Raw genomic sequence first — 14,273 nt, 5'->3', positions numbered from 1 at the left:
ATTCTTAGCTGATGGCTCTCGCGATCTGCTTCTTGGAGTAGGATTCGATGATGTCTCCCTCTTCGTACTCGTTGAAGCCCTTGATCATGATGCCGCACTCAAAGCCCTGGGCTATCTCGCTCTTTTCATCCTTGAAATGCCTCAGCGAATCCAGCCGGCCCTCAAAGACCACCTGCTTGCCCCGCTTTATCCGGATAAAATCGTTGCGGATCACGTTGCCCTCGGTGACGTAGCAGCCGGCCACGATGCCCTGATTGGGTATCCTGAAGGTGCTTCTCACCTCGGCAAGACCGTTCACCGTCTCTTCAAAGACGGGCTCCAGCAGACCTGCCATAGCGGCCTTGACGTCTCTCATCAGGTCGTATATGACGCTGTAGGTGCGGATCTCCACCCGGTCGGCCTCGGGCATCCTGCTGACGTTGTTCTCGATGCCCGTATTGAAGCCCACTATGATGGCCTCGGAGGCTATGGCAAAGTTGACGTCGTTTTCCGTGACGTCGCCGATGCCCGAGTGGATGATGTCCACTGTGACTTCTTCGTGCTCTATCTTTCTCAGTGAATCGCTGACGGCCTCCAGAGTCCCCTGGACGTCTGCCTTCAGCACCAGAGGCAGCTTTTTGATGCCGTTTTCCCTGATCTTGTCATATATGCTGTCCAGAGTGATGGCGTTCTTGCGGGCCAGACGGTCTTCCTTTTCCTTGGCTATCCTGGCCTCGGCGATGGAGCGGGCCTCTTTTTCCGTCTTGACGGACTGGAGCACGTCTCCGGCCAGAGGAGCGGAGTTCAGACCCACCAGCTCGATGGGAGTGGACGGCCCCGCCTTGTACAGCTTGTCTCCCTTGTCGGAAAACATGGCCTTCACCTTGCCGTAGGCCTCGCCGGCCACGATGGGAGTCCCTATCTTCAGAGTCCCCTTTTGCACCAGGACCGTGGCTACGTTGCCCTTTCCGGCCTCCACGTGGGCCTCTATCACGGCGCCGGATACTTTGGAAGCGGACACCTCCGCCTTCAGCTCCTCCATATCCGCCACCAGAAGGACCATTTCCAGCAGCTCGTCTATATTGGTGTTGAACTTGGCGGATATCTCCACCATAATGGTCTTGCCGCCCCATTCCTCGGGCATGAGGCCGTGGTCCATGAGCTGGGTCTTGCAGCGCTCCACGTTGGCCTCGGGCAGGTCTATCTTGTTGATGGCCACTATGATGGGGACGTTGGCCTGCTGGGCGTGGTGGATGGCTTCTACGGTCTGGGGCATGACGGCGTCATTGGCTGCCACCACCAGAATGACTATATCGGTGATGGCGGCGCCTCTGGCGCGCATAGCGGTAAAGGCGGCGTGTCCGGGAGTGTCGATAAAGGTGATCTTGCGGCCCTTCAGCTCCACCTGATACGCGCCTATATGCTGAGTGATGCCTCCGGACTCCTGGTCCGTGACGTGAGTTTTTCTGAGAGTATCGAGGAGGGTGGTCTTGCCGTGGTCCACGTGACCCAGCACGGTCACCACGGGAGGCCTGGAGGCCAGCTTCGTGTTGGTCTTGGCCGCAGGCGCCTTGGCCGACGCAGGCTTTTTGGCGCGGACAGCCTCCGACTTGACTATTTCCAGTGTGATATGCCACTTGTCGGCCACCTTCTGAGCCACGTCGGCTCCCACCGACTGGTTGACAGTGGCCAGAATACCCAGCTCTACGAGGGATTTCTGCAGCTCGCTGACCGGCTTGCCCAGCTTTTCTGCCAGATCTCTTACGGTGACAGCCTGAGGTATCTGGACCTTGACTGACTTCTGATCCTTTATCAGATCCTTGATAAAGGCCACCGTTTCTGCATCAAGAGCTTCGTCTGATCTGGCCGACACACCCAATTCCTTCAGGTATCCGTTCAGCTCCTTCTCGGTTATTTTCAGCTCCTTTGCAAAAGAAGCGACAGTTTTTGCACTCATATATTCACCTCGTAAAACATAGGGGAAATGCAATCAACAGGATCATCCTATCATAACATTCCGCCTCATAAGTATTCTGTTCATAAGACTATTCCGGCCGGGCTCATCATGGCTCGGGGGTCTCGGTCAACTCCCGGAGCAGTGAGGACAGAAGCTGCTGCTCTGCCTCCTCGTCGGGCTTTGTTCTGAGAAACATGGCGAGACGCGGCTTTTGCATGGCTTTGGTTATACAGCTGCGGCTGCGGCATATGTAGGCGCCGCGTCCTCCGGAGCCGGTCTGCAGGGAGCCGTCGGCCTTTTTGCCTATACGGAAAAAGGACTGCTGGGGCCCCTTGGTCTTGCAGACTATACAGGTGCGTTCCCTCACTCCGTGGTCCCCTGTATCTTCACATTCCAGCCGGTCAGCTTGGCCGACAGCTTGGCGTTCACGCCTTTTTTTCCTATGGCCAGAGACAGCTCCTTGTCGGGCACTCTGACCACGGCGGTCCGGGTCTCCGTGTCGCAATCCACCGACACCACGTGAGCAGGAGCCACAGCGTCGATGATATACTTCACCGGGTCTTCGTCATATTTGACTATATCCAGCTTTTCGCCCCTCAGTTCCCTGAGTATGGCCTTGAGTCTGGAAGCGTTGGAGCCCAGACAGGCTCCCACGGGATCTATATTGCGATCGGCGGAGGTGACGGCTATCTTGGTGCGGATGCCCGGCTCTCTGGCAATGGACACTATCTGCACCTTGCCGGAGGCTATCTCCTCCACCTCGTTTTCAACCAGACGCCTGACCAGGGAGGGATGGGTCCTGGAGACCACCAGCTGATAACGGCTGCGTCCTCCGGGATTTTCCCGCAGCTCCAGCACGTAGACCTTCAGCATCTCTCTGACCCTGAATCTCTCGCTGCGGATCTGCTCCTCCGGCGGGAGCAGGGCCTCTATATGCTCCGCATAGTCCTGCTGTCCGTCCGGGTCCACGAATACCAGCTTGCCTTCAAAACGGGACACGTGAGTATTGATGATATCCCCCACCCTGGACTGAAACTGCTTGATATCCCGCTCGCGCTCATAATCCTTGATCTTGGATTCCAGGACGAACCGGGCCGTGTGAGCGGCCATCCTGCCGAAATTGGAAGGAGTGACCTCCTCTTCCACGTAGTCGCCGGTTTTGGCGCCGGGGTCTATCTTCAATGCATTGGAAAGGGCTATCTCCGTATTCGGGTCGTCCACGAACATGACCACCTTTTTCAGGCAGTAGATGTGGACGTCCTTCTCGCCGACCTCCGCTCTTATTTGAGGCTGCTCGCCCTTTGCGGAGGCTTCTATGTTGCGCTTGTACATACGAGTCAGCGCATTTTCAAGCAAGAGCAAAAGCTCATCAAAAGGAATATTCTTCTCTTTTGATATGCTTCGTAAAGCTTCTCTGTATTCTATGCTCACTTCACACCCCAATAATTAAAACATAAGAGTGAGAAACCCCACTCTTATAAGCAATGCCGGTATATCTATTTTACGATTATATTATACCACATCACCCCGGTCTTTGGCAAGAGCCGGCCCCGGCGCCCTTTCCGGGCACAAAAATGCGCCCGCGAACGGGCGCATGTTGTGCAGATCAGAATTTACACGCCTGCCTTCTCGCGGCGCATCCTCTCCACGGGAGTAAAGTTGTTCGTGGGGGTGTGGCCGGGTATAGGCATGATCTTCTCGTGAATGGCGTCTATCATCCACTCGGGCTGAGGGAAGAAGTCGTTGTCCAGCTCGAAGCAGGGGGTGATCCAGTTGCGGGCGCCCACTACTACGGGAGGTGCATCCAGCTCGTCAAAGGCCAGCTCGGAAATGGTCTGAGCCATGGTGTTGATAAAGGAGCCCTTTTCGCAGGCGTCGGAGGTCAGCAATATCTTGCCGGTCTTCTTGACGGACTCCAGCACCTTGTCATAGTTGAAGGGCACCAGAGTTCTGGCGTCGATGACCTCGGCGGATATGCCGTATTTCTCCTGCAGCATGTCGGCAGCCTTGATGGCTCTGTACAGAGTGGCGCCAAAGGTGAGGATGGTCACGTCGGAGCCTTCTCTCTTCACGTCGGGCTCGCCGATGGGGATCTCGTAGCTCTCCACGGGAACGCCGCCCTTGTGGAACTGCTCGCCCACGTCGTAGATCCTCTGAGACTCGAAGCAGATCACGGGATCGGTGCCGTTGAGGGCGGAAGCCATCAGACCCTTTGCGTCATAGGGAGTGGCGGGGAATATCACCTTGATACCGGGGATATGGGCCACCAGGGAGCTCCAGTCCTGAGAGTGCTGAGCGCCGTATTTGGAGCCTACGGAGACTCTGATCACGAGAGGCATCTTGATGACGCCCGCGCTCATAGCCTGCCACTTGGGGATCTGGTTGAAGACCTCGTCACCGGCTCTGCCCAGGAAGTCGCAGTACATCAGCTCGGCTATCACTCTTCCGCCGCTCATGGCGTAGCCGCAGGCAGAGCCCGCGATGGCCGCTTCGGAAATGGGAGAGTTGAACAGTCTGTGATAAGGTATGACCTCGGTGAGACCTCTGTACACTGCAAAGGCGCCGCCCCAGTCTCTCACGTCTTCGCCGTAGCTGATGAGAGTGGGATCCTCATAATACTTGTCGATGATGGCCTCAAACAGGCCGTCTCTGAGCTGGAAGGCCTTGTTCTTGGAGAAGAGCTTGCCGTCCTTGTCAAAGCCATAGCGCTCCTTCTTGGCGATAGCCTGGACTCTGGGGGACTCTTCCTTGGGCTTGAGGGTCACCACTTCGTCGTCGGACATCTTGGGCATTTTGGTGTTGGAGAACATCAGATCCTCGATGACTCTCGGATTGGCCTTGACGTCCATTCTGGGGGAGATCTTCTCGTCCACTGCCATAGCGCAGATCTGGGTGATGGTCTCCACCACGTGCTTTTCGATAGCGTCTATCTCGGCCTTGGTAGCCACCTTGGCCTTGATCAGCTTGTCGGCGTAAGCGGGGATAGCATCCTGAGCTTCCCAGGCAGCGATCTCTTCCTTGGTCCTGTAGGAGGAAGAGTCCGAAGGGGAATGGCCGGCATAGCGGTAGGTGACCACGTCCAGCAGCACGGGGCCGCCCTCGCCGGTGAGGATCTCCTTCTTCCGCTTCATGGCGTCGATGACTGCCAGAGGATTGTAGCCGTCCACTCTCTCGGCGTGCATCTGCTCGGGGTTCACGCCTGCGCCGGCCCGGGCCAGGAAGTCATAGCCCATGGTCTCGCCGCGGGTCTGGCCGCCCATGCCGTACTGGTTGTTGAAGAAGTTGAAGAGGATGGGCAGACCCTTGTTGTAGCCCTTGTCCCACAGCTGCTTGACCTGATCCATGGCGGACATCATGATGGCTTCCCACACGGGGCCGCAGCCCATGGAGCCGTCGCCGATGTTACAGATCACGATGCCGTCCTTCTTGTTGCAGCGCTTATACAGAGCAGCGCCCAGAGCCACGGTGGCGGAGCCGCCGACTATAGCGTTGTTGGGATAAATGCCAAAGGGAGTAAAGAAGGCGTGCATGGAGCCGCCCAGGCCTCTGTGGAAGCCGGTCTCTCTGGCGAATATCTCGGAAAGAGCGCCGTAAATAAGGAACTTGACTGCCTTTTCCTTGACGGTGAGGGTCTCGTCGCCGATGCCCTTTTCCAGAGCCTTCAGCACCTTGCCGTCAAAAAAGCCTTCCATCACGTCGGTCAGCTCTTTGTCGGACAGCTTTTCGATGGCGGAAAGACCCTTGGCCAGGATCTCGCCGTGAGAGCGGTGGGAACCGAAGGAATAGTCGTTGATATTCAATATGTACGCCTGTCCCACAGCCGCAGCCTCCTGACCGGTGGAAAGGTGGGCGGGGCCGGGGTTGGAATACTGGACACCGTTGTACTCGCTCTGAGTCTTGATGAGATAGAGCATGCTTTCAAACTCGCGTATGAACCGCATGTCTCTGTATATCCGCAGAAAATCTGCCTTGGAGAAGTTCTTCTTTTCGTCTCTGATGGTTTTATTGTATTGATTGACGGGTATCTGATCAAATTCTATAAAACCGGGCTTTCTGATAAAATCAGGATCTACAAATTGACTTTTTGGCATAGCCTTTGCTCCATATATATATTACTTAAGATTTGTTTCAGTCTGATTCCGGCAAGCCGGATACCTCTATAAGGTCCAGATGACCTCGCGCAGGATCTCGCACACGGTGGGATGAGGGAACACCAGCTCCTTGGCGTCGGAGACGCGCATCTCGGTCTCGATGACCGGGACCATGCCCCAGATGAACTCGGAGGCGTAGGGGCTGATGCACTGGCAGCCTATGATGGAGTCGTACTTCTTGTTGACGACTATCTTGGCCACGCACTCCCTGTTGCCGCCCTCGGCTACAAAGCGTCCGCTGTACATCAGAGGCAGCTTGCCTACCTTGACGTCGATGCCCTTGGCCTTGGCAGAGGCTTCGGTCTCACCCACAGAGCCTATCTCGGGATTGGTGTATATGACACTGGGTATGCAGTTGTATCTGACTATATCCTTCTTGCCCAGCAGAGTGTTGAGGGCCACCTCTCCTTCTCTGTAGGCAGTATGGGCCAGCATGATCTTGCCGTTGACGTCGCCTATGGCGAACACGTTGGGCTGATTGGTGCGGCACTGCAGATCGGTCTTGATGGCCCTGCGGTCCATCTCGATGCCTATGTTCTCCAGTCCTATGCCCTTGGTGTTGGGGGTCCTGCCCACGCTCATGAGGATCTTGTCGGCAGGGGCAAAGCACTCCTTGCCGTTCTCCTCGTAGGTGACGCCTGTATTGGATATCCCGGTCACCTTGCAGCCCAGCTTGAAGACGATGCCCTTGGCAGCGTACAGCTTCTGCAGGATACCGGCTATCTCACCGTCAGTGTTGCCGGCTATATGGTCCAGCATCTCGATGACCGTCACCTTGCTTCCCACGGAGGCAAAGTAGGCTGCCATTTCCAGACCTATCACGCCGCCGCCTATGACCGCCAGCTCCTTGGGGATCTCGGTGATCTGCAGCAGCTCTCTGTTGGTGACCATCACTCCGGCGTCAAAGGCTTCCTTTGCTCCGGGGATGGGAGGCATGGCGGACTCGGAACCGGTGGCTATAAAGAGAGCCTTGCCGCTGTATTCCTTGCCGCCGGCTTCGACTATGTACTCATTGCCGGACTTGCCCTTGATCACGGCGTTTTCCTTTACCACCGTGACCTTGGCGGCCTTCATCTGGCCCTCGATACCGCTGACCAGGGTCTTCACCACCTTGTCCTTGCGGGTCACCACCGCGGCATGATCGTAGGCTACGTCCTTGACGGACACGCCGTAATCGGAGCCGTGGAGGGCATACCCGTACACCTTGGAAGAGTAAAGCAGGGTCTTGGTGGGCACGCAGCCTTCGTTGAGGCACACGCCGCCCAGGGCCTTCTTTTCTATCAGCAGAGTGCTGAGACCGGCGTGACCGGCTTTTTCGGCGGCGTTGTATCCGCCGGGGCCTCCGCCCAATACTATCAAATCGTAACTCATATCAGCTCCAGATATATTATTTAGCCATTAAAACCGTAATGTTTTCCAGATTGGTCACCAGCTCCTTCAGGAAGCGGGCGGCGGGAGCGCCGTCCAGAGCCCTGTGGTCAAAGGTGAGAGACAGACCCATGGCGGGATAAGTGGTGAGCTGTCCGTTGACCTCTTTGACTCTCTGGACTATGGTGTTGACGCCCAGTATGCAGGTCTGGGGAGGATTGATCACCGGAGTAAAGCTTTCTACTCCAAAGGTGCCCAGATTGGTCACGGTAAAGGATGCGCCCTTCAGCAGATCGGGGCTGATGGTGCCGCCCTGGGCTGCCGCAGCAAGGGTCTTGCTCTCGGCGGCGATCTCGTTGAGGCTCATCTTGTTGGCGTTGAATATGGTGGGCACCAGCAGACCTCTGGGAGTATCCACGGCCAGACCCACGTGAGCGTTGTTGAAGAAACGCATCTTGTCATCCAGCATGTTGGCGTTGACGAACTTGTGGTTCAGCAGAGTCCTGCTGACGGCATAGAGGATAATGTCCGTCACGGTGATCTTGCCCAGACCCAGGGCCTCGGCGTTGTCCTTGATCTTCTTGCGGAAGGCCATTATCTCGGTGGCGTCAAAGGAGCTGTTGAGGGTGAGCTGAGCCATACCCTGCAGCGATCCCATCATAGCCTTGGAGATCACCTTTCTCATGTTGCTGACAGGCTCGTCCACATAATCGGCTTCGGGGGCGGCGGCAGCGGCTGCTGCGGGAGCCTTGGCGGCGGGAGCGGAGGCAGCGCCCTCGATATCGGCGGTGGAAATGCGTCCGCCCAGACCGGTGCCGGTCATGCCTGCCTTGGCTTCTGCCGCAGCGGCAAAGGTGGCGTAGTCCTTGTTGCCAATGAGTCCGATGATATCTCTCTCGATGATCCTGCCGTCAGGACCGGAGCCTGCCGCAAAGGCGGGGTTGACGCCTGCCTTGGCGGCGGCGTTCCTGGCTCTGGGGGATATCTTCAGCTTTTCGCCCTCGGCTCTGACTACGGCTGCGGGAGCAGCAGCGGGAGCTGCGGCAGCGGCAGCGGGAGCGGCCGATACGGCAGCGGCAGGGGCTGCGGCGCCCTTTTTGGGGTCATACTCATCGCAGCTGCCGCCGGCAGGGCCTATGACGCATATGGTGGTCAGGCACTCCACGTCGTCGCCTTCGTCAAAGAAAACGCCCAGCAGGGTGCCATCGTATTTGGACTCCTCTTCAAAAGAGGCTTTGTCTGTTTCGTAGGAGAAAAGAACGTCGCCGACCTTGACAGTGTCGCCCGGCTTCTTTTTCCACTCGGTAATGATGCAGCTTTCCACGCTCTGGCCCTGCTTGGGCATCAGGACGGGATAGTAGCCTTCCTTGCGGACGGGAGCAGCGGCGGCTGAGGCAGGCGCTTCCTGCTGAGGAGCGGGAGCGGGAGCTGCGGCGGGAGCGGCTTCTTCTGCAGCGGCGGCGCCTTTGGGAGCAAAGGCGGAATAGTCTTCGCCGGGATCACCTATAACGCATACATTGGTGAGACATTCAACGTCGTCACCCTCTTCAAAAAAATGCACAAGCATGGTCCCGCTTGTCTTTGCCTCTTCTTCAAAAGAGGATTTGTCTGTCTCATAGGAAAAGATCACTTCTCCTACGGCTACCGCATCGCCCACCTGTTTGTTCCACTTGGTGATGATGCAGCTCTCCACAGACTGACCTTGTTTTGGCATAAGTACTGGTACAGCCATTCCATTCTCCTTGTATGGTTTTAGTAGTTTAGTTTAACATTACCTGTCCGCCGGTGACCGGTATCGCCTGGCCGGTTTCGTAGGTCTGCTCAATAGCGTAAAATATAGCCTTGGACACGTCTTCGGGGAGACAGCCCCGGTTCATGGGCACCTTGGCCTCGTAGAACCTGCGGACGTCCTCCACGGTCTTTGCGCCGGGCACCTTGCCGGCGTTGAGATACTGCACGAACAGTCCCTTTTCCGGGTCGCTCCACAGAGGACCGTCCAGGAAATTGCCCGGGCAGATGGAATTTACCTTGATGTTATAGGGGGCCAGCTCCAGAGCAAAGCTCTGGGTCAGACCTATGGTGCCGAACTTGGTGCCGGCATAGGCAAAGTTCTTGTTGCTGCCCACCAGCCCCGATTTGGAATTGATCTGGATGATGTCGCAAAAGAGCCCCGGGTTGCAAGCGTGGGCCAGCTTCATCACCGCCGCGGCGTATTTGGCGCAGAGAAAATAAGCGGTGTAGTTGACCTTTGTCACCAGATCCATATTTGCGAGGGTCATGTCCTCCAGGCTGCCGGCCCGCACTATGCCCGCATTGTTTACCAGCAGGTCTATGCCTCCGAAAGCCCTGACAGCGGCGCTCATGAGCTGCCGCACCGACTCTTCGTCAGTGACGTCGGCCTTCACTGCCACGGCCCGGCTTTCGCCGGCTATGGCGTCCAGCTCGGCAGCCGCCTTTTGGGCGAGAGGCTCGTTGACGTCGGCAATGACTACGCAGGCGCCTTCAGCCACCAGTGACTTGGCGATACCGAAGCCGAAGCCCTGGGCGCCGCCGGTCACGATGGCGGTCTTGCCGGCTATACGGCCCTTGCCGCAGGCGGGCCGGACGTCAAAATACACGTCCTCCACCCTGAAAGCGGCGGGAAGAGCCGGAGCGAAAGAATCGGGATCAAATTCTCCGCAGGGCCCCTTTACGGGCTCGTCGGAACAGGAAACGATGCAGCCGAGGCCGCGCTTTACGTAGCTCTGTCTGATGGCGACGGCTGTTTCCAAAAGCTTTTGTTCGTTCATAGCGTATAAAAGAGACTCTCCTCGCAAGGAGAGCCTGCACAATTATCCGAGTGTCTCCAGCAGATACTTCTCAGCCTCTGCGCACCACAGTCCGTTGGCCGCCTTGGTGATCTCTGCCAGCTTGGCAAACATGGGGTCGGTCTTGCCCTTCTCTTCAAAATCGCTGATAGCTGTCAGAGGCATGGATATCCCCGTGTAGATCAGCTTTTTTCCGCCCTTGATGTTGGGCAGGTTGAGAGTGGTGTCGATCACGGCATCCAGACCGCCCACGTGGGTGATCATGGCCGCAGGATTGATAAGACCCTTCTCCATGAGAGCGAGAGACTCTATCATGTCGCTGGTATTGCCGCCGGAGGTCCCCGCTATATGGGTGGAATTGTAGTGGACGTTGTAGAAGTTGTATTCGGCGGTAAAGGCCTTGTTGGTGGGGCCGGCAAAGAAATTCAGACAGCCGTCATAGGCGCAGATCCTGTCGCCCATCTCCACCACCGGCTTGACGGGAGCGTATACGAACACGTCGTTGTAGCCCTTTCCGCCGGTAAGACCTATCAGGTATTCGTCGGGATTGTCATACTTGGAGGTGTTCACGTAATGCAGGTCCACGCCGTTCTCCTTGGCGTCCTCCACGGTGAGAAGAGAAGCCGCTCTCTGAAGGCGGGCGTCGTCTATATCGGTGACCACTACCAGGCGGGGCTTTCTTTCGGGGTTGTGCAGAGCGTAGTCGATGCAGCCCATGCCCATGGGGCCGGCGCCGGCCAGTATCGCCATGCAGCCGTCCTCTTCTATGCCCATCTTGTGCTCATAGGAGCCGTAGGTCTTGTGGTAATTGCCGTGGTATGCGCCGACTATGCAGCTCATGGGCTCTGCCAGAGAACCGTAGAAATAGGCGTCTCCCTTGTATTCCAGCAGGCAGTTCATTTCCATGACCTCGTTGGGGATCACTATGTAGGTAGCGTCGCCGCCGATGTAGTTGTAGGAATAGCCGGGAGCATCAAGGCTGCCCTTGTAGCCCAGAGCAGGCTGGATGGAAAACTTGCTGCCGGCAGTAAACTTGCTCTGCCACTTCTTGCCCACTTCCACTATCACGCCGCAGAACTCGTGGCCGATGATGGTGGGATTCTCCGCTACGTTGTCGGGGACCCGCTTGTGGTCCGCGCCCTGGATAGCGGCCTTGTAGCTGGACATACAAATAGAGTCCGAGACTACCTTTGCCAATATTTCGTCATCCTTGATGGCCGGAAGCTCAAACTCTTCGAGTCTCAAATCATTTTTACCGTATATTCTTACTGCCTTTGTCTTCATAGCTTGCTCCTTGCTGAGACGGAAAGACCGTCTGAAAATAAGTATTGATTTACTCACGCATACATTATTATTATACTACCCTTCAGTCACAAATAGCAAGCCCGGCCGGGAGTAATTCGGCCAAATGACTTTTTCTTTCTTTTCCCCGGAAGTCCCGGCAAAATCTTTGGTCCCGCAGGCCATCCGGCCCTCCGTTTGTGATATAATAAAAAGGAATAAATCATCGAGGAGCCCTCATGAAGATCAGTATCTTTTTTGCATTAGTCCTTCTCATCGGCGCCATCCCTGCCTTTGCCGCCGATCTGGACGTCTATGAGCTGTTCAGAGAGTACGACCATCTGAACGGCACCAAGGCAGGCGTGTACAACACCTGGGACCGGCTTCATACCGCAGCCTGTCTGCAGGGTCTGGCCAACAGACAGGAGCCCCGCATCTACTACATCCATCTGGACAGCGGACAGTATCTGCCCAAGGGCTCCATAGACCTCTACTGGCTGGACAAGATGACCGCTCCCGGCAGCTTTCTCCACGGCACCCACCGCATATTCCACGATTCCCTGGACGAGCTGCTGGTCAAATACCGCTCCTGCTACAAGGGTCTGGCGGTCTATGACGGCAACGTGGCCGCCACCTCCAACGCAGCCACCACGGCTGCCGGCGCTGAGGACCTCATAGCGGTGCGCTGGGACCCCGACCCCGACAGCTGGTACACCCATCTCACCCGGGACCTGAAGATACCCGTAAAGAGATGGCTCGTGAACAGGGACGGCTCCAGCATGTTTACGGGCAAGGGCATCATCCCCGGCACCAAAAGGGAGTCCACCGGCAGCGCCAAGTGCGACGTGTATATCTGGGCCAAGGAAAAGTATCTGGACAAGGGCAAGTGCTCAAAGAAGATACTGGGCTACTACATAGATTTTTACTATGCCCAAAAAGCCTCACCCGACGCCAAATGGCTGCGGAACGCCACTCTGGTCAATCTGGATTATATGGTGGCCAACAAGGGCTTCGTGGTGGACCTGAACATCTGGGAAGACGAGACTCCGGTGGACGACCGGGGCCAGAAGCCGGGCACTGACCTGGAGACCTTCAAAGAGGTGCTCCGCTCCGCCTATACTCAGGCCGGCGGCGAATTCATCCAGGTGTCGGGCTTCGTGCCCTGGGGCCACAAATACGTGACCTACGGCAACTCCGGCGGCACTCACGAGGGCGTAGCCTCCGAATGGAGACACGCGGAGCTGCTTTCGAACTTCAACTGCTGCAAGGACGCGGACGCCATAGACTTTTCGGATATGACCAACGCCTCCGTGTTCAGCAAGGCTCCCATGAAAAAGGAGTACAGGCAGCAGAAGCCCGGCCTGGAAGAGCTGAGATCAAGAGGACTCATCGACGAGAACGGCAAGGTCAAAGAATGTGTGTACGTGTCCACCTACGTGGGCGACTACGACGCGGCTGCCTGGCTCTACAGCCGCATGCCGGAGATATGGGAAAACCCCTCCCGGGGCAAGGTGGAGCTGGGCTGGGCCTTCAACCCCAATCTGGCTCAGAGATTCGCCTTTGGTTTTGACTACTTCCGCAGGACCGCGGCTCCCGGAGACACCTTCGTGGCGGGAGACTCGGGCGCAGGGTACGTGACCCCCGGCAGCCTGCAGGAGCCCCGCAAATTCTCCGGCCTGCCCGACGGCAAGGATGCCTGGGAAAGGCACTGCCGCTACTGGTTCGACAAGTTTGACATTTCCGTGGAGGGCTTTATCCTCAACGGCTTCGCACCCGCTCTGGACGACGATCTGCGGGACCTCTATACCCGCATCGCCCCCGACGGCATAGCGGGACAGATGAATCTGGAGCATGACGGAGTATATAAGGGAGTGCCCTACATCAACCTGCAGGCCGACGTTTACAGGCCCGTGGAGGACGCCGTGAACCACGCGAGATATATGGGCTACACCCTGCCGGAGTTTTATATGTTCCGCAACATCCTGTGGACCCCGGAAAGTCAGATCACCTTCCAGAAGACCATGAAGGAAAACGTGGACGCTGATGTGGTGTTTCTGGAGCCCTACGGCTTCTTTGCCCTGATGAAGTATTTCTACGAGTCCGGACAGGAAAAGCGCTACGACCCTTTTAACTACCACAACCTGACCCTGATAGACGGCTCGGATATTGGCGGCAAGTCCGACTGGCGGGACCTTTTCGGCGGCGCCTTTGCCGAAGTGGAAAAGGGCATGCTGCTATTTGAGGACGGCAAGCCCGAGGGCTACGTGCACTCCCTGACCTTTGAGTCCCGGGAACCCCTGGAGATAAAGAGGGTGAACTTGATCCTCCAGAAGGACCATACCGGCGCCTCCAGAATGACAAACAAAGCCGTGTTGCTGGGCAAGCTGAACGAAGAAGACCCCTGGGAGACCATATATGAGGAAGAGCTGACCGAAGACGATTTTTATCCGGAATACTATTCCAGATACAATCTCGACAAGCCGGTCAGAGCCCGTATATTCCGTCTGGAGCTCACCCAGTCCCCTGCTGGAGAAGACGGGGTGACCAGAGCCCCCAGAGCAGTGGAGCTGACCATCAACTGACAGCCGACGACAAAAAAAACAGCCCCTTCGGGGGCTGCTTTTTTTGTGAACAGGCGTCAGAATATCAGCTGGTTGTCCCTGAGCACTATAGTCTTTTCGCCCTTGGCCTCGTTCTTCAGCCACTTCCCTTCCGACAGATTGGCAAAGT

At 56.8% G+C, this 14,273-nt stretch carries 9 protein-coding genes and 1 pseudogene; 1 reads left to right on the top strand and 9 read right to left on the bottom strand.

Annotated elements, in window-relative coordinates; genetic code table 11:
* Window positions 1–4 precede the first annotated feature (4 nt).
* From infB to IK083_08000, 9 genes and pseudogenes are all read right to left on the bottom strand, one after another.
* Window positions 5–1,936: a translation initiation factor IF-2 gene (gene infB / locus IK083_08040; GenBank protein MBR4749502.1), complete on the bottom strand. Its 1,932-nt coding sequence runs from the start codon at window positions 1,934–1,936 to the stop codon at window positions 5–7.
* A gap of 106 nt (window positions 1,937–2,042) precedes the next feature.
* Complete coding sequence (locus IK083_08035) at window positions 2,043–2,303, bottom strand: YlxR family protein (GenBank protein MBR4749501.1); 261 nt, start codon at window positions 2,301–2,303, stop codon at window positions 2,043–2,045.
* Window positions 2,300–3,379, bottom strand: a complete 1,080-nt coding sequence (gene nusA, locus IK083_08030) for a transcription termination/antitermination protein NusA (GenBank protein ID MBR4749500.1) — start codon at window positions 3,377–3,379, stop codon at window positions 2,300–2,302. Before nusA ends, IK083_08035 begins: the two co-directional genes overlap by 4 nt.
* 170 nt (window positions 3,380–3,549) lie before the next feature.
* Entirely contained in the window at window positions 3,550–6,027 is a 2,478-nt protein-coding gene (locus IK083_08025) for a dehydrogenase (GenBank protein ID MBR4749499.1), read from the bottom strand.
* Between the two features lie 66 nt (window positions 6,028–6,093).
* Entirely contained in the window at window positions 6,094–7,458 is a 1,365-nt protein-coding gene (gene lpdA, locus IK083_08020) for a dihydrolipoyl dehydrogenase (GenBank protein MBR4749498.1), read from the bottom strand.
* Between the two features lie 16 nt (window positions 7,459–7,474).
* Window positions 7,475–8,800, bottom strand: a complete 1,326-nt coding sequence (locus IK083_08015) for a 2-oxo acid dehydrogenase subunit E2 (GenBank protein ID MBR4749497.1) — start codon at window positions 8,798–8,800, stop codon at window positions 7,475–7,477.
* Window positions 8,801–8,887: 87 nt separating this feature from the next.
* Window positions 8,888–9,187: pseudogene (locus IK083_08010) on the bottom strand (lipoyl domain-containing protein).
* A 28-nt stretch (window positions 9,188–9,215) separates the two neighbouring features.
* Window positions 9,216–10,244 carry an SDR family NAD(P)-dependent oxidoreductase gene (locus tag IK083_08005; GenBank protein MBR4749496.1) on the bottom strand — a complete coding sequence of 343 codons (1,029 nt, stop codon included), beginning with the start codon at window positions 10,242–10,244 and terminating at the stop codon, window positions 9,216–9,218.
* A gap of 42 nt (window positions 10,245–10,286) precedes the next feature.
* A complete protein-coding gene (locus tag IK083_08000; protein ID MBR4749495.1) occupies window positions 10,287–11,546 on the bottom strand; it encodes a zinc-binding dehydrogenase in 1,260 nt (419 codons plus the stop codon).
* Window positions 11,547–11,782: 236 nt separating this feature from the next.
* Here IK083_08000 and IK083_07995 point away from each other — a divergent pair, with 236 nt between their 5' ends.
* Window positions 11,783–14,125: a hypothetical protein gene (locus tag IK083_07995; GenBank protein ID MBR4749494.1), complete on the top strand. Its 2,343-nt coding sequence runs from the start codon at window positions 11,783–11,785 to the stop codon at window positions 14,123–14,125.
* The last annotated feature ends 148 nt before the right edge of the window (window positions 14,126–14,273 follow it).

The sequence above is a fragment of the Abditibacteriota bacterium genome, from assembly GCA_017552965.1.
Lineage (GTDB): Bacteria > Armatimonadota > UBA5829 > UBA5829 > UBA5829 > RGIG7931.
Note: the sequence above shows the minus strand (reverse complement) of the source record. Positions and strands in the feature narration are given on the sequence as shown.